Source organism: Kitasatospora phosalacinea, assembly GCF_000717185.1.
GTDB classification, from domain to species: Bacteria; Actinomycetota; Actinomycetes; order Streptomycetales; family Streptomycetaceae; genus Kitasatospora; species Kitasatospora phosalacinea_A.
In genome coordinates this window covers 1-18,657 of the sequence record NZ_JNYE01000097.1, presented here as the reverse complement: position 1 = coordinate 18,657, position 18,657 = coordinate 1, and the positions used below count along the sequence as shown (strand labels likewise).

16 protein-coding genes are annotated in these 18,657 nt (G+C 74.0%); 13 read left to right on the top strand and 3 right to left on the bottom strand.

What is annotated here, in order from left to right; translation table 11 throughout:
• The first annotated feature begins 2 nt into the window (after positions 1-2).
• The 6 genes from ftsZ (at position 3) to OO57_RS30795 (ending at position 5,351) form a co-directional block, all read left to right on the top strand.
• Positions 3-1,229, top strand: coding sequence for a cell division protein FtsZ (ftsZ, locus tag OO57_RS30820; RefSeq protein WP_033256017.1), 1,227 nt, complete (start codon positions 3-5; stop codon positions 1,227-1,229).
• Entirely contained in the window at positions 1,226-1,960 is a 735-nt protein-coding gene (gene pgeF / locus OO57_RS30815) for a peptidoglycan editing factor PgeF (protein ID WP_033256016.1), read from the top strand. The genes ftsZ and pgeF overlap by 4 nt, the downstream gene beginning before the upstream one ends.
• The gene (locus tag OO57_RS30810) at positions 1,957-2,745 is read left to right on the top strand and encodes a YggS family pyridoxal phosphate-dependent enzyme (RefSeq protein WP_234337582.1); all 789 of its coding nucleotides are present in this window, start codon (positions 1,957-1,959) and stop codon (positions 2,743-2,745) included. Before pgeF ends, OO57_RS30810 begins: the two co-directional genes overlap by 4 nt.
• A 195-nt stretch (positions 2,746-2,940) precedes the next feature.
• Positions 2,941-3,561, top strand: a complete 621-nt coding sequence (locus OO57_RS30805) for a cell division protein SepF (RefSeq protein WP_033256015.1) — start codon at positions 2,941-2,943, stop codon at positions 3,559-3,561.
• 76 nt (positions 3,562-3,637) lie between these two features.
• Positions 3,638-3,928 (top strand): YggT family protein, encoded by a 291-nt coding sequence (locus OO57_RS30800; protein WP_033256014.1) that lies wholly within the window; start codon positions 3,638-3,640, stop codon positions 3,926-3,928.
• A gap of 46 nt (positions 3,929-3,974) precedes the next feature.
• Positions 3,975-5,351 carry a DivIVA domain-containing protein gene (locus OO57_RS30795; RefSeq protein ID WP_033256013.1) on the top strand — a complete coding sequence of 459 codons (1,377 nt, stop codon included), beginning with the start codon at positions 3,975-3,977 and terminating at the stop codon, positions 5,349-5,351.
• A 190-nt stretch (positions 5,352-5,541) separates the two neighbouring features.
• On the opposite strand, the gene ileS is transcribed toward OO57_RS30795, so the two are convergent.
• The gene (gene ileS / locus OO57_RS30790; RefSeq protein ID WP_033256012.1) at positions 5,542-8,691 is read right to left on the bottom strand and encodes an isoleucine--tRNA ligase; all 3,150 of its coding nucleotides are present in this window, start codon (positions 8,689-8,691) and stop codon (positions 5,542-5,544) included.
• Positions 8,692-9,270: 579 nt separating this feature from the next.
• Between ileS and OO57_RS30785 the strand changes: the two genes are divergently transcribed.
• The 5 genes from OO57_RS30785 (at position 9,271) to OO57_RS30765 (ending at position 13,169) form a co-directional block, all read left to right on the top strand.
• Positions 9,271-9,774, top strand: coding sequence for a TraR/DksA family transcriptional regulator (locus OO57_RS30785; protein ID WP_234337581.1), 504 nt, complete (start codon positions 9,271-9,273; stop codon positions 9,772-9,774).
• A 118-nt stretch (positions 9,775-9,892) separates the two neighbouring features.
• Complete coding sequence (gene lspA, locus OO57_RS30780; RefSeq protein ID WP_418909928.1) at positions 9,893-10,636, top strand: signal peptidase II; 744 nt, start codon at positions 9,893-9,895, stop codon at positions 10,634-10,636.
• A gap of 115 nt (positions 10,637-10,751) precedes the next feature.
• Positions 10,752-11,618 carry a DUF3592 domain-containing protein gene (locus OO57_RS30775; RefSeq protein WP_033256011.1) on the top strand — a complete coding sequence of 289 codons (867 nt, stop codon included), beginning with the start codon at positions 10,752-10,754 and terminating at the stop codon, positions 11,616-11,618.
• Positions 11,619-11,752: 134 nt separating this feature from the next.
• Positions 11,753-12,691: an RluA family pseudouridine synthase gene (locus OO57_RS30770; protein ID WP_033256010.1), complete on the top strand. Its 939-nt coding sequence runs from the start codon at positions 11,753-11,755 to the stop codon at positions 12,689-12,691.
• Between the two features lies 1 nt (position 12,692).
• On the top strand, positions 12,693-13,169 hold the full coding sequence (locus OO57_RS30765; protein WP_033256009.1) for a GNAT family N-acetyltransferase: 477 nt from the start codon (positions 12,693-12,695) through the stop codon (positions 13,167-13,169).
• 25 nt (positions 13,170-13,194) lie between these two features.
• Here the strand turns inward: OO57_RS30765 and OO57_RS30760 are convergent, their stop codons facing one another.
• Positions 13,195-14,205, bottom strand: coding sequence for a mechanosensitive ion channel family protein (locus tag OO57_RS30760; RefSeq protein ID WP_033256008.1), 1,011 nt, complete (start codon positions 14,203-14,205; stop codon positions 13,195-13,197).
• Between the two features lie 175 nt (positions 14,206-14,380).
• Between OO57_RS30760 and OO57_RS30755 the strand changes: the two genes are divergently transcribed.
• On the top strand, positions 14,381-17,149 hold the full coding sequence (locus OO57_RS30755) for an alpha/beta fold hydrolase (protein WP_033256007.1): 2,769 nt from the start codon (positions 14,381-14,383) through the stop codon (positions 17,147-17,149).
• Positions 17,146-18,018: an ABC transporter permease gene (locus OO57_RS30750; protein ID WP_033256006.1), complete on the top strand. Its 873-nt coding sequence runs from the start codon at positions 17,146-17,148 to the stop codon at positions 18,016-18,018. The genes OO57_RS30755 and OO57_RS30750 overlap by 4 nt, the downstream gene beginning before the upstream one ends.
• A gap of 18 nt (positions 18,019-18,036) precedes the next feature.
• Here OO57_RS30750 and OO57_RS30745 read toward each other — a convergent pair whose 3' ends face one another.
• A complete protein-coding gene (locus OO57_RS30745; protein ID WP_033256005.1) occupies positions 18,037-18,591 on the bottom strand; it encodes a hypothetical protein in 555 nt (184 codons plus the stop codon).
• Positions 18,592-18,657 lie beyond the last annotated feature (66 nt).

The window sequence follows — 18,657 nt, the reverse complement described above, 5'->3', positions numbered from 1 at the left end:
ACGTGGCAGCACCCCAGAATTACCTCGCGGTCATCAAGGTCGTCGGCATCGGCGGCGGCGGAGTCAACGCCATCAACCGGATGATCGAGGTCGGGCTCAAGGGCGTCGAGTTCATCGCGATCAACACCGACGCCCAGGCGCTGCTGATGAGCGACGCCGACGTGAAGCTGGACGTCGGCCGCGAACTCACCCGCGGCCTCGGCGCCGGCGCCAACCCCGAGGTCGGCCGCAAGGCCGCCGAGGACCACCGCGAGGAGATCGAGGAGGTCCTCAAGGGGGCCGACATGGTCTTCGTGACGGCCGGAGAGGGCGGCGGCACCGGCACCGGCGGCGCGCCCGTGGTGGCCAACATCGCCCGCTCGCTCGGCGCCCTGACCATCGGCGTGGTCACCCGCCCGTTCACCTTCGAGGGCCGCCGCCGGGCCAACCAGGCCGAGGACGGCATCGCCAGCCTGCGCGAGCAGGTCGACACCCTGATCGTCATCCCGAACGACCGGCTGCTGTCGATCTCCGACCGCCAGGTCTCGGTGCTGGACGCGTTCCGCTCCGCCGACCAGGTGCTGCTCTCCGGTGTCCAGGGCATCACCGACCTGATCACCACCCCCGGCCTGATCAACCTCGACTTCGCCGACGTCAAGTCGGTCATGTCGGACGCCGGTTCGGCGCTGATGGGCATCGGTTCGGCCCGCGGCGAGGACCGCGCCAAGGCCGCCGCCGTGATGGCGATCTCCTCGCCGCTGCTGGAGGCGTCCATCGACGGCGCCCGCGGCGTGCTGCTCTCCATCTCCGGCGGCTCCGACCTCGGCCTGTTCGAGATCAACGAGGCCGCCCAGCTGGTCAGCGAGGCCGCCCACCCCGAGGCGAACATCATCTTCGGCGCGGTCATCGACGACGCGCTCGGCGACGAGGTCCGGGTCACCGTGATCGCCGCCGGGTTCGACGGCGGCCAGCCGCCCGCCATCGTCCGCGAGCCGGTGGTGAAGTCGACCTCCTCCTCCTCCTCCGCTGCCGCCGCGGCCCCGGCCGCCGCCCCGGAGCGCCCGGCCGCCCGCCCGTCCTACGGCTCGATCGGCTCGGTCACCCGCGCCGAGGAGCCGGTGCGCGCCGCCGAGGCCCCGGCCCCGGTGACGGCCACCGCCCCGCCGGTTCCGCCGCAGGTGCAGCCGGTGCGGCAGCCGTACGTCGAGAGCCCCGCGGAGGAGCTCGACGTGCCGGACTTCCTCAAGTGATCGACGCGTTCTCCCGACACGGTGCTCACTTCGCCTCCACCACCCGGTGGGGCGGGGTGAGCACCGCGCCGTACGGGGAGCTCAACCTCGGCGGCGCGGTGGGCGATTCGCCCGAATCCGTTTTGCAGAACCGTTTCCTCGCGGCCCGGGAGCTGGGGCTGGATCCGGCCGATGTGGTCTGGATGAACCAGGTGCACGGCGCCGAGGTCGCGGTGGTCACCGGGCGCCAGCCCGCGGGCACCGCCCCGACCGTCGACGCGGTGGTCACCGACCGTCCGCTCGCCCTCGCCGTGCTGACCGCCGACTGCACCCCGGTGCTGCTGGCCGACCCCGCCGCCGGAGTGGTCGGCGCGGCGCACGCCGGACGCCCGGGCCTGGCCGCCGGGGTCGTCCCCGCGGTGCTCGCCGCGATGCGCGAACTGGGCGCCCGCCCCGAGCGGACCGTCGCCGCCGTCGGCCCCGCGGTCTGCGGCCGCTGCTACGAGGTGCCGGAGGCGATGCGCGCCGAGGTCGCCGCGCTCGTCCCGGCCGCGCACGCCGAGACCTCCTGGGGCACCCCCGCGCTGGACGTCCCCGCCGGGGTCGCCGCGCAGCTCGCCGAGGCGGGCGTGCAGGATGTGGTGCGATCATCCGTCTGCACCCTCGAATCACCGGACCACTACTCCTACCGTCGGGAGCAGCGGACCGGCCGACTCGCGAGCTACGTCTGGCTGGGGCCCTCACACTCATGACGAACGACATCTACGGTCCGTTCCCGGGCGGGGCGGACTTCTCCGCCGCGCTGACCGAGGGGCAGCGCGCCCGCTACGAGCAGCTCGGCGCCAACCTCGACGTGGTCGAGCGCCGGATCGCCGACGCCTGCGCCGCGGCGGGCCGCCCGCGCGAGGAGGTCACCCTGATCGTGGTGACCAAGACCTACCCGGCCGAGGACACCGCGCTGCTCGCCGGGCTCGGCGTCACCGACGTCGCCGAGAACCGCGACCAGGACGCCGCCCCCAAGGCCGAGCGCTGCGTCGAACTCCCGCTGACCTGGCACTTCGTGGGCCAGCTGCAGACCAACAAGGCCCGCTCGGTGGTCCGTTACTCCGACGTCGTGCACTCGGTGGACCGGGCCCGGCTGGTCGACTCGCTGGCCGCCGCCGTCCGCGCCGCGGAGCGTCCGCCGCTGGGCTGCCTGGTGCAGGTCGCCCTGGACAAGGAGGCGGGGGAGGGGGAGCACCGGGCGGGCGTCGCCCCGGCCGAGGTGCTCGCGCTGGCCGGGCGGATCGCCGACACGCCCGGGCTGCGGCTGGACGGTGTGATGACGGTCGCACCGCTGGCCGGACCGCTGGCGGGGGACCCCGCACGGGCCTTCGCGCGGCTGGCGGAAATCGCAAGCGACGTACGCGCGGCCCATCCGGCTGCAACCATGGTCTCGGCAGGGATGAGCGGGGACTTGGAGCAGGCGATCGCCGCCGGAGCGACACATGTACGCGTCGGTACGGCGGTGCTCGGAGTGCGGTCACCCCTCGGGTAACGTCACCGAGTAAGTAGATCAGACTGCAGGACAAAACAGGACAGAACCTAGCAGATGATCAGTCTGCTGGTAAACCGTGGATCGCATCCGAGCGCACACTCCGCGGTCTGACGGACCGTCGGCCTGACAGGTCGTAAGAGGACCACGGCATCCGCAGGGCGACACGGTGGGCGCATGAGCGGAGGAGACAGCAGCATGGCCGGCGCGATGCGCAAGATGGCGGTCTATCTCGGTCTGGTCGAGGACGAGACCTACGACAGCCAGGGGTACGACCCCGACGACGACTACGACGCGGACCCGGAGCCGATCCGCACCGGCCGGACCGAGGACCTCCGGTCCGCGGCCCCCGCCCCCGCCGCCCCCGCCCCGCAACCGGCGCCCGTGGCCCACATCGCGCCCCAGCCGGTGCCCGCCGCGGTCCCGATCCGGCAGGAGCAGCCGCGCATGGCCCCCGTGTCGTCCATCACATCCGAGCGTCACCGCAACCTGGAGAAGAGCGCCCCGGTGATCATGCCCAAGGTCGTCAACGAACGAGAGCCGTACCGCATCACCACGCTGCACCCGAGGACCTACAACGAGGCCCGCACCATCGGGGAACAGTTCCGCGGCGGCACTCCCGTGATCATGAATTTGACCGAGATGGACGACACGGACGCCAAGCGGCTCGTAGACTTCGCCGCTGGACTCGTCTTCGGTCTGCACGGCAGTATCGAGCGCGTGACGCAGAAGGTGTTCCTGCTGTCGCCTGCTAACGTCGATGTAACGGCGGAGGACAAGGCTCGGATCGCCGAGGGTGGGTTCTTCAACCAGAGCTGACCCGAACCACGACTGCACGTGTGGGTCTGTTGACAGAGCGTCACTGACGTACGTCGGCCAGGGAGAGGGAGACGCGATGGGGATCTTCGGTTCGGTGCTCTACTGGGTGCTGACCGTGTTCCTGCTGATCCTGCTCTTCCGACTCGTCATGGACTGGGTGTTCCAGTTCGCCCGTTCATGGCGTCCCGGGAAGGCCATGGTCGTGGTGCTGGAGGGCACGTACACTGTCACAGATCCGCCACTCAAGCTTCTTCGGCGTTTCATCCCGCCGTTGCGTCTCGGGGGCGTGGCGCTCGACCTGTCCTTCTTCGTACTGATGATCATTGTGTATGTCCTGATCTCGCTCGTGCAGCGCCTGTCGTTCTGAACGATGCGACAGGATGCCGGTCCGACGATCACGTTGAGGTGAAGAGATGCCATTGACCCCCGAGGACGTTCGGAACAAGCAGTTCACGACCGTCCGGCTGCGCGAAGGCTATGACGAGGACGAGGTCGATGCCTTCCTCGACGAGGTCGAAGCCGAGCTGACCCGCCTGCTGCGCGAGAACGAGGACCTGCGGGCCAAGCTGGCCGCCGCCACGCGTGCCGCCGCGCAGAACCAGGCCAACATGCGCAAGGAGCAGCAGGCCCCGCAGGACGGCGGCCGCCCCGGCGCCCCCGTCCCCGCCGCCATATCCGGCCCGCCGGTGCCCGGCCAGCAGGGCCCCGGTCCGCAGCAGCTCGGCGGGCCGCAGCAGCTCACCGGCCCGCAGCAGGGCATGGGCAACCAGCAGGGCATGGGCAACCAGCAGGGCATGGGCAACCAGCCGCTGGGCCTGCCCTCCGGCGCCCCGCAGCTGCCCGCCGGCCCGCAGCAGGGCATGGGCAACCAGCAGGGCATGGGCAACCAGCAGGGCATGGGCGGCCCGATGGGCAACCCGATGCAGCAGCAGCAGATGGGCCAGACCATGGGCGGCCAGCAGCAGCTGGTCCAGCCGATGGGCGGCCAGATGCTGCAGCCGATGGGCAACCCGATGCAGCAGCAGATGGGCCAGGGCATGGGCGGCCAGCAGCTCCAGCCGATGGGCGGGCAGCAGCTCCAGCCGATGGGCGGCCCGATGGGCCAGCCGATGCAGCAGCAGCAGGGCCCCGGTGGCGACAGCGCCGCCCGCGTCCTGGCGCTCGCCCAGCAGACCGCGGACCAGGCCATCTCCGAGGCCCGCTCCGAGGCCAACAAGATCGTCGGCGAGGCCCGCAGCCGCGCCGAGGGCCTGGAGCGGGACGCCCGCTCCAAGGCCGACGCCCTGGAGCGGGACGCCCAGGAGAAGCACCGCGTCGCGATGGGCTCGCTGGAGTCCGCCCGCGCCACGCTGGAGCGCAAGGTCGAGGACCTGCGCGCCTTCGAGCGCGAGTACCGCACGCGGCTGAAGTCCTACCTGGAGACCCAGCTGCGCCAGCTGGAGTCGCAGGCGGACGACTCCCTCGCCCCGCCGCGGATCCCCGCCACCGCCTCGCTGCCGCCGGCCGCGTCGTCGATGGCGCCCGCCGGTGCGAGCGCGATGTCCTCCCCGGCGCCGTCCTTCGGCTCCAACCCGTCCTTCGGCGGGAACCAGTCCTTCGGCGGCTCCTCCTTCGGCGGCTCGTCCGGTGCCCCGTCCTTCGGCGGCGCCTCCGCGGGCGGCAACGGGGCGATGGCCCCGGCGGGCATGACCCAGCCGATGGCGGCCGTGCGGCCGCAGCCCCCGCAGCCGATGCAGCAGGCTCCCGCGCCGATGCGGGGCTTCCTGATCGACGAGGACGGCGACAACTAGCAGTTCTGCAGCGCGACCTGAAAGGGCGCCCTTGGCCGTCGCGGCCGGGGGCGCCCTTCGCCGTGCGTACGCCGTCCGGGGCCGGGCCCGGTGCCGGGACGGATCCCGCCCGGGGTGCGCCGGGCCGGCCGCGCGGTCCCCCGCGCCCCTGGTGGTCGGCTCCTGCCGGGGGCGCGGGGGTGCGCGGCGGCTACGCCTTGCGGAGGGTGAACTCCAGGGCGAGGTTCTCGTCGGTGAAGCGCGGGGCGTCCGGGTCGGTGATGGTCAGGCCGAGGGTCTCGGCGAGGACCTCGGCGGCGATCAGGCCCTGGTGCTCGGTGAGGCCGTCCAGGGTGTCCCGGTCGGTGCTGGTGAGCTGGAGGTGGATGCGGTCGGTGATCTCCAGGCCGGAGTTCTTCCGGGCGTCCTGGATCTGCCGGACCGCGTCGCGGGCCACGCCGAGGCGCTTCAGCTCCGGGGTGATGGTCAGGTCGAGGGCGACGGTGGCGCCGGACTCGTTGGCGACGGACCAGCCCTCGCGCGGGGTCTCGGTGATGACCACCTCCTCGGGGGAGAGGGTGACCGTCTCGCCGTCCAGCTCGACCGAGGTGCTGCCGGTGGCGCGCAGCTCGGCGGAGAGCCGGGCGGCGTCGGCGGCGGCGACGGCCTTGGCGACGTCCTGGACGCCCTTGCCGAAGCGCTTGCCGAGGGCCCGGAAGTTGGCCTTGGCGGAGGTGTCGACCAGCGAGCCCCCCACCTCGGAGAGGGACTCCAGGGCCAGCACGTTGAGCTCCTCGGCGATCTGGGCGCGCAGGTCGGCGGGGACCTCCTCCCAGCCCTGGGCGGCGATCAGCGCGCGCAGCAGCGGCTGGCGGGTCTTGACGCCGGACTCCGCGCGGGTGGCGCGGCCGAGCTCGACCAGGCGGCGGGCCAGCGCCATGTGGCGGGACAGCTCGGGGTCGACCAGCGTCTCGTCGGCGACCGGCCAGCTGCTCAGGTGGACGGAGACCGGGGCGTCCGGGGTGACCGGGACGACCAGGTCCTGCCAGACCCGCTCGGTGATGAACGGGGTGAGCGGGGCCATCAGCCGGGTGACGGTCTCCAGCGCCTCGTGCAGGGTGGCCAGCGCGGCCGCGTCGCCCTGCCAGAAGCGGCGGCGGCCGCGGCGGACGTACCAGTTGGACAGGTCGTCGACGAAGGCGGACAGCAGCTTGCCGGCCCGCTGGGTGTCGTACGCCTCGTAGGCGGCGTCCACCTCGCGCACCAGGGCGTTCAGCTCGGACAGCACCCAGCGGTCGAGCACCGGGCGGTCGGCCGGGGCCGGGTCGGCCGCGGAGGGGGCCCAGCCGGCCGGGCGGGCGTACAGGGCCTGGAAGGCGACGGTGTTCCAGTAGGTGAGGAGGGTCTTGCGGACCACCTCCTGGATGGTGCCGTGGCCGACCCGGCGGGCCGACCAGGGGGAGCCGCCCGCGGCCATGAACCAGCGCACCGCGTCGGCGCCGTGCTCGTCCATCAGCGGGATCGGCTGCAGGATGTTGCCCAGGTGCTTGGACATCTTGCGGCCGTCCTCGGCCAGGATGTGGCCCAGGCAGACGACGTTCTCGTAGCTGTTCCTGTCGAACACCAGGGTGCCGACGGCCATCAGCGTGTAGAACCAGCCGCGGGTCTGGTCGATCGCCTCGGAGATGAACTGCGCCGGGTAGCGCTTCTCGAACAGCTCCTTGTTGCGGTACGGGTAGCCGTACTGCGCGAACGGCATCGAGCCCGAGTCGTACCAGGCGTCGATCACCTCGGGCACCCGGACCGCGGTGGCGGAGCACTGCGGGCAGGGGAAGGTGACCTCGTCGATGTACGGGCGGTGCGGGTCCAGGGCGGACTGGTCGGTGCCGGTCAGCTCGGAGAGCTGGGCGAGCGAGCCGACGCAGGTCAGGTGGTCGTCCGCGCAGCGCCAGATCGGCAGCGGGGTGCCCCAGTAGCGGTTGCGGGACAGCGCCCAGTCGATGTTGTTGTTCAGCCAGTCGCCGAAGCGGCCGTGCTTGACCGTCTCCGGGTACCAGTTGGTGGCCTCGTTCTCGCGGATCATCGCGTCCTTGACGGCGGTGGTCCGGATGTACCAGGACGGCTGCGCGTAGTAGAGCAGCGCGGTGTGGCAGCGCCAGCAGTGCGGGTAGCTGTGCTCGTACGGGAGGTGGCGGAACAGCAGGCCGCGGGCCTGGAGGTCGGCGACCAGGGCCTCGTCGGCCTTCTTGAAGAACACCCCGCCGACCAGCGGCACGTCGGGGGCGAAGGTGCCGTCGGTCTCCACCGGGTTGACCACGGGCAGGCCGTAGCGGCGGCAGGTCGCGAGGTCGTCGGCGCCGAAGGCGGGCGACTGGTGGACGATGCCGGTGCCGTCCTCGGTGGTGACGTACTCGGCGGTCAGCACGTAGTGCGCGTCCGGGCCCCCTTCAACGGGAGGGATGGCGACGAGGTCGAAGGGCCGCCGGTAGGCCCAGCGCTCCATCTCGGCGCCGGTGAAGGACTCGCCGGTGGCCTCCCAGCCCTCGCCGAGGGCCTTGGCGAGCAGCGGCTCGGCGACCACCAGGCGCTCGCTGCCGTCGGTGGCGACCACGTAGGTCACCTCGGGGTGGACGGCGGCGGCGGTGTTGGAGACCAGCGTCCACGGGGTGGTGGTCCACACCAGCAGGGCGGCGGTGCCGGCCAGCGGGCCGGAGGTCAGCGGGAAGCGGACGAACACCGACGGGTCGACCACGGTCTCGTAGCCCTGGGCCAGCTCGTGGTCGGACAGGCCGGTGCCGCAGCGCGGGCACCACGGGGCGACGCGGTGGTCCTGGACCAGCAGGCCCTTGTCGAAGACCTGCTGCAGCGACCACCAGACCGACTCGATGTAGGACGGGTCCATGGTGCGGTACGCCTGGTCGAGGTCGACCCAGTAGCCCATCCGCTCGGTCAGCTCGGCGAAGGCGTCGGTGTGCCGGGTCACCGACTCGCGGCACTTGGCGTTGAACTCGGCGATGCCGTACTTCTCGATGTCCGGCTTGCCGGAGAAGCCCAGCTCCTTCTCCACCGCGAGCTCGACCGGCAGGCCGTGGCAGTCCCAGCCGGCCTTGCGGGCGACGTGGTAGCCCTTCATGGTGCGGTAGCGCGGGAAGACGTCCTTGAAGACGCGGGCCTCGATGTGGTGGGCGCCCGGCATGCCGTTGGCGGTGGGCGGGCCCTCGTAGAACACCCACTCGGGGCGGCCCTCGGACTGCTCCAGGCTGCGCTGGAAGACCTGCTGCTCCTGCCAGAACGAGAGGATCCGGTGTTCGAGCGCGGGCAGGCTCACCTGCGCGGGGACGGCGTTGTACGTGGGCGACATGGGGGCGTCTACCTCCGGCGGATGCGTGGACTGGCTCCGACGGAGGGACGAGACGGCGAGCCGCCCCGCGGTACCACCCTCCTTGACCGCGCGCGCTGCGGCCCTCTCTTTGGGTTTGCGGCCGGTTCTACTGGGCCCTGGGCGGGCCGTTCTTCCGGCGGCTCCGGGGTGATCTTCCCGCCGCGCACACCCCCGGGCTCACACCGCCCCCGGGTCGCTCCTGGCTGCGTACGACGGTACTCGTCCCATCTGCGCCTTGCAGGCCCAGTGTATCGGCCCCCGCAAGCCGTTTCGCGCACCCGCGAGCCGGGCCCGGGTGGTTAGCCCGGGGCGTTCTGGGCACAACTTGTGCAGCGCCGACCCGACGACGGCTGCGCGGGTGGGATCGATGGGGCGCTTCGGTATGTCCCGTTGTGGGCTGATTCGATGAGGTTTATCGTTCCGGGACCGGCAAGATCGTCGGGAACCGACGCTTCTGATCATTCGTGAATGAGGTCGAAAGCCATGGCTGAGAAGGCGACAGGAACCGTGACCAAGAGGTCGCGCGAGGCCGTGGCGGGCGACCCAGGGGAGGGGACCGTGAGTACTGCGCGGCGAAAGACCGGCACCACCGGACACACCGCGGCCAGCAGCCGCAACCACGTGCCGGCGGGCACCGGAGCCCGCGGCGGCGCCGAGTCGGTCGACCCGGCCGAGCTGCCCGTCCGCCCCGGGGAGGACCCGTGGACGGCCGAGGAGGTCGCCGAGCTGCACGACGAGCTCGCCTCCGACCTGCTGCGGCTGCGCGCCGAGATCGAGGCCTCCGAGGCCGCCATCGCCGGCCTGATGCGGGACTCCAACGACGGCGCGGGCGACGACCAGGTCGACGCCGGCACCAAGAACATCAACCGGGAGAGCGAGCTCTCGCTCGCCAACAACGCCCGCGACAGCCTCGCCCAGACCGAGCGCGCCCTGGCCCGCCTGGAGGGCACCGCCTTCGGCCGCTGCGAGTCCTGCGGCCAGCCCGTCGGCAAGGCCCGCCTGCAGGCCTTCCCGCGCGCCACCCTCTGCGTCACCTGCAAGGCCAAGCAGGAACGCCGCTGACGCCGGACGCCGGTCGACGGGCTCCGCGGGCCGGGACAATCCCGGCCGCGGCGGCCAACCGGGCGAGCCGTGCCGTACCCTCGTCCCCAAGCACGTCGACCGGCACTCCCCCCGGCGCATTCCCACGGCAGCGGAGCGGATCATCAGCACGCCAGGTTCCCACCAGACCCAGGACGACGCCGTCCCCACCGCCCGGCCCACCGGGGCGGGTGAGCCGGTGACCCAGCCGGTGCCCGAGCCCGGGGCCGGGGGCGCGGGGGCGACGGCCGCCGAGGGCGCCCGAGCCGTGGTGCGCCGCCGCCGGATCAGCGTGCTGCTGGTCGTCGCGCTGCTCGCCTACCTGATCGACCTCGGCTCCAAGCTGCTGGTGGTCGCCAAGCTGGAGGGCCGCAGCTCGCCGATCGACGTGATCGGCGACTGGATGACCTTCCAGGTGATCCGCAACCCCGGCGCCGCGTTCGGCATGGGCCAGGCCATGACGCTGCTGTTCACCGCGATCGCCGCCGGCGTCATCGTGGTGATCTGGCGGATCGCCCGCCGCCTGTACAGCCTGCCCTGGGCGATCGCCCTCGGCCTGCTGCTCGGCGGCGCGCTCGGCAACCTCACCGACCGGCTGTTCCGCGCCCCCTCGGTGCTGCGCGGGCACGTGGTCGACTTCATCTCCGTCCAGCACTTCGCGGTCTTCAACCTCGCCGACTCGGCGATCGTCTGCGGCGGCATCCTGGTCGTCCTGCTCTCCTTCCGCGGCTCCAACCCGGACGGCACCACGCACGGCGGCCAGGCCCCCAAGGCGGAGGAGAAGGCCGGTGCGGAGTCCGGGGCGGCGGAGGCCCCCGCGGAGGACGGCGCCGACCGGGGCTGAGGCCCGGACCGCTCGCGGCGTGCCCGCCGGACCGCACGGTCCGGCGGGCACGCGCGTGTCCGGGGCCGCGCGGGCGGGCACAGTGGCGGGGAGACGGGACGGCCGGGGAGGGCGCGTGGGGTGGCAAGGGTTCCTGCTGCTGTGGAGCGGGGCGTGGTGCGCGGCGGCGCTGGTCGGGCTGGCCAGGTCGCTGGCCGGGGTGACGAAGGCGCAGCGGACGGTGCGGCTGGCCGGGCGGATCCGGGAGGTCGGCGAGGTGCGGCACGGCGCCTCGCGGGTCGGCGGCATCCCGCTGGTCGTCGACTACCCGGACCCGGCCACCGGGCGGCCGGTCACCGTGACGGGCGACGACGGGCGCGGCGAGAGCGTCACCGCGGCCTGGGCGGGCCGGGAGATCGGGGTCAGCCTCCCGCCGGGCCCGGCGGACGGGCACCGCTTCACCGCCGCCCCCGAGCCGCCCTCCCGCGGGCTGGGGTGGCCGGCCTTCGCGGCCTTCCTGGCCTACGCGGGCCTGGTGGCGCTGGCCGCCCTCCGCTGGGCGTGGCCGTGGGCGCTGGTCGGCGGCGCGGGCCCGTGGGCGCTGTCCGGCCTGTGGTACCTGCCGGAGGCCGTCCGGGACCGGCGGGGCAAGCGGGAGCGGCTGGCCGTGATGGACGCCGTGCCGGGCCGGATCGTCGCGGTGCTCCGGGACGTCCGGATCGACGAGGACGACGGCTCCAGGATCACCACCCACACCCCGGTGGTGGCGTTCACCACCCGCGACGGCACCGCCGTCACCGCCCACTGCACCGCGCACCTCGCCGACCCGGCCGGGGCGCGCGGGCGCGAGGTGACGGTGCACCACACGCCCGCGGACCCGGCCGAGTTCACCCTGGACCCGGCGGCCGACCGGCGCTCGTGGGGGTGGGACGTGGCGGTGCACGTCGCCGTCGTGGTGCTGCTGGCGGCGACGGCGGCGGTCGGCGCGCTGCTGCTGCGCTGAGGCCCGGGCGGCGGGGTCCGGGCCGCGGGCGCGGCCGCCGCGGCAGCGGCGGCGGTGCCGGGGCGGGGCTGCGGGGCCGCGGGACGGGGCCCGGTGGGGCGGGGGGCCGGTGCGGGTCGGGCATACTCGGGTGGGTGAGTATCGCAGCGCAGACCCGTAGCCTCCCCGTACCCGACGGCCTGGAGGGCGAGCGGCTGGACGCCGCCCTGGCCCGGATGTTCGGGTTCTCCCGCACCAAGGCCGCCGAACTCGCCGCCGAGGGCAAGGTCACCCTGGACGGCGCGGTCGCCGGGAAGTCGGACCGGGTCACCGCCGGGTCCTGGCTGGAGGTCGAGATCCCGGCGCCCGCCGCGCCGGTGCAGGTCGTCGCCGAGGCGGTCGAGGGCATGCGGATCATCCACGACGACGACCACGTCGTCGTGATCGACAAGCCGGTCGGCGTGGCCGCGCACCCCAGCCCCGGCTGGACCGGCCCCACCGTGATCGGCGGCCTGGCCGCGGCCGGGTACCGGATCTCCACCTCCGGCGCCGCCGAGCGCCAGGGCGTCGTGCACCGCCTCGACGTCGGCACCTCCGGGATCATGGTGGTCGCCAAGTCCGAGCGGGCGTACACCGACCTGAAGCGGCAGTTCCACGACCGGGTCACCGAGAAGAAGTACAACGCGCTGGTCCAGGGCCACCCGGACCCACTGTCCGGCACGGTGGACGCGCCGATCGGCCGCCACCCCAGCAGCGACTGGAAGTGGGCCGTCACCCGCGACGGCAAGCCCTCCGTCACGCACTACGACCTGATCGAGGCGTACCGGGCCGCGTCCCTGCTGGACATCAAGCTGGAGACCGGCCGCACCCACCAGATCCGGGTGCACATGTCCGCGCTGCGGCACCCCTGCGTCGGCGACCTCACCTACGGCGCCGACCCGACGCTGGCCAAGCGGCTGGGCCTGACCCGGCAGTGGCTGCACGCCGTCTCGCTGGGCTTCGAGCACCCCGAGGACGGGCGCTGGGTGGAGTTCGCCTCCGCCTACCCCGAGGACCTGCAGCACGCGCTGGACACCATCGCGGCGGAGAGCTGAGATGGGCGCTCCGCTGACCGGCGTGTCGATCCGGGTGGTCGACGGGGACGCCGACATGGCGCTGGCGCGCGGCGTCCGGCAGGAGGTGTTCGTGGTCGAGCAGCAGGTGCCGCCGGAGCTGGAGTACGACGAGTACGACGCGACCTCCGTGCACCTGCTGGCCCTCGGGCCGGACGGGGCGGCGCTCGGTACCGCCCGGCTGATCTCCGGCGCCGAGGCGCTGGCGATGACCGGCGGCACCGAGGGCCGGGTGCTGCTCGGCCGCCTCGCCGTGGTCGCCGCCGCCCGCGGGACCGGGCTCGGTGCGCAACTGGTGCGCGCCGTCGAGGAGTTGGGGCGGGAGCACGGCGCGCGCGAGGTGGAGCTGCACGCGCAGGTGCAGGCGCTCGGGTTCTACGAGCGGCTCGGGTACGTCGCCGAGGGGCCGGTGTACGACGACGCCGGGATCCCGCACCGGACGATGACGCGGGTGCTGTAGCGGCAGGACGGGGCCTGCCGCGCGTTCACCCGGTGCGGACGCGCGGCAGGGACTCCGGGTGGTGGTCGCGCAGGTACGCCAGCAGGTGCTCGCGGGCGGCGAGTTTGAGGGCGGCGGCGGTGTCCGGGTCGCGGGCGGTCATCACGGCGCGGACCACCACGGTGGACGGGGTGGTGTCGCTGACGGCGAGGGACCACTCCCGGCCGTCCCAGAGCTCGGTGGTGCCGAGGTAGCGCTCCAGTTCGGCGCGCAGCGCGTCGACGGGGGTGCGGTGGTCGAGGTGCAGCAGCAGCCAGCCGGACAGGCCCGGGTCGCGGCGGGTCCAGTTCTCGTACGGCTTGGAGACGAAGTACGAGACCGGGACGACCAGGCGGCGGCCGTCCCACAGGTGCAGCACCAGGTAGGAGAGGGTGATCTCCTCGACGGTGCCCTGCTGGCCGTCCACGACGACGGTGTCGCCGATCCGGACGGTGTCGCTGAAGGCGATCTGCAGGCCCGCGAAGAAGTTGCCGAGGGCGGACTGGGCGGCGATGCCCGCGATGATGCCGAGGATGCCGGCCGAGGCGAGCAGGCTGGCGCCGACGGTGCGCATGGCGTCGAAGGTGAGCAGGAGCGCGCCGACGGTGACCACCCAGACCACCGCGGAGCCGACCCGGCGGACCAGGCCGAGCTGGGTGCGGACGCGCTGGACCCGGGAGGCGTCCTCGGTGACCGTCTCGTAGCGGCTGAAGGCGGCCTCGATGACGGCGGCCAGCACCCGGACGGTCAGCCAGCCGAGCGAGCCGACCAGCACCAGCAGCACGCCGTGGCGGATCGCGTCGTCGTCCGTGTGGAAGATCCGGCGCACCGGCCGGGCGGCCAGCACCAGGGCCGACAGCAGCACCAGTTGGAGCGGGACGCGGCAGCGGCGCAGTTCCGCCCAGACCGGGGCGTCGGGGTGGCGGGCGGTGAGGCGCTGGAGGACCTGGTCGACCAGCCAGCCGGCGAACAGGGTGGCGAGGACGGCGGTGAGCAGGCTGGCGAGCGGCCAGAACACGGGTCACCTCGGCTGGTCGGTCCGGGGGGTGGGGGATTCGCACCCTATCGCGGCGGATTGCGCGGGTTCGGGAACTCGGGCGGGGAGCCGGACGTCAGGGAGGGGTGGCGGCGTCAGGCGGGGGCGGGGCGGCCTGACGGCTTCCTTACCGGCCGCCCGGTTAGGATCACCTGCCATGGGCTTCGGTGGGGCGTGGCGCGGGTGGTGGACCAGGCGCAGGGCGGTGCTGGCCGGTGGGCTGGCGGCCGCGCTGCTGGTCGGCGGCGGGGCGGTCGCGCTGGCCGGGCAGCCGCCGCAGGTGCACCGCGAGGACCGCTTCCTGGACGTGCCGGACGTCGCGGGCAGCGCCGGCACCGTCCGGATCGACACCTCGTTCTTCACCGCGGGCGGCTCCGGGCGGCGCCCGGCGGTGCTGCTGGCGCACGGCTTCGGCGGGTCGAAGGAGGACCTGCGCCCGCGCGCCGAGGAGCTGGCCCGGGACGGGTACGCGGTGCTGACCTGGTCGGCGCGCGGCTTCGGGCGGTCCACCGGGCAGATCGGCCTGAACCAGCCGGAGCGCGAGGTCGCGGACGTCTCGCGGCTGGTGGACTGGCTGGCGCAGCGCCCCGAGGTGCAGCTGGACGCCTCCGGTGACCCGAAGGTGGGCGTGACCGGCGCCTCGTACGGCGGGGCGGTGTCGCTGCTGGCCGCCGGGTACGACAGCCGGATCGACGCGATCGCCCCGCAGATCACCTGGTTCGACCTGGCGGACGCGCTGTTCCCGCAGGGCGCGCAGGGGAGTTCGGCCGCCGACGGGGTGTTCAAGAAGCTCTGGGCCGGGATCTTCTTCACCACCGGTTCGTCCGCGGCGTTCGGCGGGGGCGGCTCCACCGCCCCGGCGTCGGGGCCGGGGCAGGGGCCGGGGCCGGGGCCGGTGGGCTGCGGGCGGTTCCGGGCCGAGCTGTGCGAGATGTACAACCGGGTCGCGGCTGCCGGGCGGCCCGACGCGGACGCCGTGCAGCTGCTGGAGCGCTCCAGCCCCGCCGCCGTCGCGGACCGGATCAAGGTGCCGACGCTCGTCGTCCAGGGCCAGCAGGACTCGCTGTTCCCGCTCGACCAGGGCGACCGGATCGCCCGGGCCGTCGCCGCGAACGGCGCGCCCGTCGCCGTCGACTGGTTCGGCGCCGGGCACGACGGCGGCCAGGAGACCAGCACCCGCGCGGACGCCCGGATCACCGCCTGGTTCGACCACTACCTGAAGGGCGACGGCGCCGACACCGGCCCCGCGTTCCGGGTCACCCGCACCGGCGGCGTCGACTCCACCGGCTTCCAGGCGGTGCTGCGCGGCGCCGACGCCGACGCCTACCCCGGCCTGGGCGGCACGGCGCAGCGCAGCGTCGAACTGGCCGGGGGCGAGCAGCGGTTCGCCAACCCGCCGGGCGGGGCGCCGCCGAACATCTCCACGCTGCCGGGCATCGGCGCGCTGTCCCAGCTGTCCGCGGTCGGGGCGGGCCTGTCGCTCGACTTCCCCGGCCAGTACGCGTCCTTCGACTCGCCGCCGCTGGACACCGCCCTGGACCTGACCGGCGCCCCCGCCGTGTCGGTGCGGGTCGCCGCGGACGCGCCCGAGGCGGTGCTGTTCGCCAAGCTGTACGACGTCGCCCCCGACGGCAAGCAGACCCTGCCGCAGCAGCTGGTCGCGCCGCTGCGGGTGACCGGCGCGGACGCGCCCGGCGGGCGGACGGTGCGGATCACGCTGCCCGCCGTCGAGCACCGGTTCCCGGCCGGGCACCGGCTGCGGCTGGTGCTGGCCGCCACCGACCTCGCGTACGCCTCGCCCGCGCGGGCCGCCGCGTACACCGTCGCGACGGACGGGCCGCTGAGCGTGCCGACCGTCGCCGAACTGCGCACCGAGGCCGCGCCGGTGCCGGACCGCACCTGGGTGCTGCCGCTGGTCGCGGCGGCCCTCGCCGCGCTGCTGGTGTTCGCCCGGCGGCGGCGGGACGCCACCCCGGCGCCCGACCCGGAACTCGCCGCTGTGCCGCTGCAGATCACCGGCCTGGCGAAGAGGTACCGGGGCTCCGCCGACCGGTACGCGGTGCGCGACCTGTCGTTCCGGGTCGAGACCGGGCAGGTGCTCGGCCTGCTCGGCCCCAACGGCGCGGGCAAGACCACCACGCTGCGGATGCTGATGGGCCTGATCCGCCCCGACGCGGGCGAGGTCCGGGTCTTCGGCCACGCGATCCGGCCCGGCGCGCCGGTGCTCTCCCGGGTCGGCGCCTTCGTCGAGGGCGCCGGCTTCCTGCCGCACCTGACCGGCCGGGCCAACCTGGAGTCGTACTGGGCCGCCACCGGGCGCCCCGTCGCGGACGCCCACTTCGCCGAGGCGCTGGAGATCGCCGGGCTCGGCGAGGCCCTGGAGCGCGCGGTGCGCACCTACTCGCAGGGCATGCGGCAGCGCCTGGCCATCGCGCAGGCCATGCTCGGCCTGCCCGACCTGCTGATCCTCGACGAACCCACCAACGGGCTCGACCCGCCGCAGATCCGCGAGATGCGGGAGGTGATGGTCCGCTACGCCGCGGCCGGGCGCACCGTCATCGTCTCCAGCCACCTGCTCGCCGAGGTCGAGCAGTCCTGCACCCACCTGGTGGTGATGGAGCGCGGGCGCCTCGTCGTCGCCGGGCCGACCGCGGAGATCACCGGGGCGGGACGGCAGTTGCTGGTGTCCGTGGAGGAGGACGGGTTCGAGGCCGCCTCGCTGGAGGCAGTGGCCGGGAAGCTCGCGGAACTGGACGGCGTCGCCTCGGCCACCGCCGTGGACGGCGGGCTGCTCGTCACCCTGGACGGGCTGCCCGCGAGCCGGCTGACCGCCGAACTGGTGCGCCTGGGCGTGCCGGTGGCCGGGATCGGCCCGCAGCGACGGCTGGAGGACGCCTTCCTGGCCCTGATCGGAGGAGCGGCATGAGCAGCAGCACGGTAGACAGCCCCGCCGGGGAGACCGCCGCGCCCGGCTACCGGCCCGGCCGGACACTGCCGCTGCGGGTCGAGGCGCTGCGCCAACTGCGCCGCCGCCGCACCCTGGTGGTCGGCGGGGTGCTGGCCGTGCTGCCGCTCGTCCTGCTGGCGGCGTTCCAGCTCGGCGGCACGCCCGGGCGGGAGAACCGCACCACCTTCATCGAGCTGGCCACCTCCTCCGGCGTCAACTTCGCCACCACCATGCTGTTCGTCGGCACCGGCTTCCTGCTGGTCATCCCGGTCGCGCTGTTCTCCGGCGACACGGTGGCCTCCGAGGCCAGCTGGTCCTCGCTGCGCTACCTGCTGGCCGCGCCGGTGCCCCGGGCCCGGCTGCTGGTGCGGAAGTTCACCGTGGCGATGGCGTTCTCGGCCGCCGCGGTGGTCCTGCTGCCCGCGGTGGGGCTGGTGGTCGGCACCGCCGCGTACGGCTGGGGAGACCTGAAGCTCCCCACCGGGGCCAGCCTGGGCGCCGCCGAGGCGCTGCCCCGGCTCGGGATCGCCGTGCTGTACGTGTTCCTCGCCGAGATCGTCATCGGCGCGCTGGCGTTCTGGCTCTCCACCGCGACGGACGCCCCGCTCGGCGCGGTCGGCGGCGCGGTCTTCGCCTCCATCGTCACCGGCGTGCTCGACGCCGTCACCGCCCTCGGCTCGCTGCGCGAGTGGCTGCCCGCGCACTGGCAGTACGCCTGGGCGGACGCGCTCCAGCCGCAACTGGAGTGGGGCGGCATGGTGCAGGGCGTGGTGCTGTCGCTGTCGTACGCGGTGGTGCTGCTGGCGCTGGCGTTCCGCGGGTTCGCGGCGAAGGACGTGGTGTCCTGAGCCGGGGGGTGAGGGTCGTTACCGGGTGCCGTCGCGGACCAGCAGCAGGTCCAGGCCGAGGGCGTGCGCCCGGGACGTCCAGACCGGGAGGTGCTCGGTGAGGAACCAGGACGCCTCCTCCAGGTCGTCCTCGTCCAGCGCCTCGACGTCCTGCTCGTGGATCGACTCCGAGGCCAGCGCCGCCAGTTCGACCAGCAGTTCGGCGGTGTCGGTGCGGGCCGCCAGCGTCGGGTACGGCCACGGCCAGTCGTAGGTCGCGTCGGCCGGGAACGGCCACGGGCGGGACCACAGCGCGGTCAGGGCCGGGAGTTCGAGCGAGGTGAAGACCTCCGTCAGCTCGTCCCAGTGCCGCCCGGGGACGGAGACCGCGCCCAGCGGCGTGCCGAAGGCGCCCGCCAGCGCGGGCAGCAGCGCGGTGTAGCGCGAGTCCGCGTCGGCGTGCAGCCGGCCGGAGAGCAGCTCGGCGAGCGCGGCGGAGGGCGCCACGCCCGGGAGCACGCGCTCGCCCGAGCCGGGCAGGCGGAGCAGGGCGGCGGCGTCCACCGCGAAAGCGGAGAAGTACTGTTCGGCCATGCCCGCATTCTGCCTCGGCTGTGCGACAACGGCCCTACTGGGGTGGGGGGTTCATCGGGGTGGGGT

Bases quoted from the DNA above. Each gene is read 5' to 3' on its own strand.
- OO57_RS30795 (WP_033256013.1), top strand. From the start codon at position 3,975: ATGCCATTGACCCCCGAGGACGTTCGGAACAAGCAGTTCACGACCGTC.
- ileS (WP_033256012.1), bottom strand. From the start codon at position 8,691: ATGTCGCCCACGTACAACGCCGTCCCCGCGCAGGTGAGCCTGCCCGCG.
- OO57_RS30810 (WP_234337582.1), top strand. From the start codon at position 1,957: ATGACGAACGACATCTACGGTCCGTTCCCGGGCGGGGCGGACTTCTCC.
- OO57_RS30800 (WP_033256014.1), top strand. From the start codon at position 3,638: ATGGGGATCTTCGGTTCGGTGCTCTACTGGGTGCTGACCGTGTTCCTG.
- OO57_RS30755 (WP_033256007.1), top strand. From the start codon at position 14,381: ATGGGCTTCGGTGGGGCGTGGCGCGGGTGGTGGACCAGGCGCAGGGCG.
- OO57_RS30765 (WP_033256009.1), top strand. From the start codon at position 12,693: ATGGGCGCTCCGCTGACCGGCGTGTCGATCCGGGTGGTCGACGGGGAC.
- OO57_RS30745 (WP_033256005.1), bottom strand. From the start codon at position 18,591: ATGGCCGAACAGTACTTCTCCGCTTTCGCGGTGGACGCCGCCGCCCTG.
- OO57_RS30750 (WP_033256006.1), top strand. From the start codon at position 17,146: ATGAGCAGCAGCACGGTAGACAGCCCCGCCGGGGAGACCGCCGCGCCC.
- OO57_RS30805 (WP_033256015.1), top strand. From the start codon at position 2,941: ATGGCCGGCGCGATGCGCAAGATGGCGGTCTATCTCGGTCTGGTCGAG.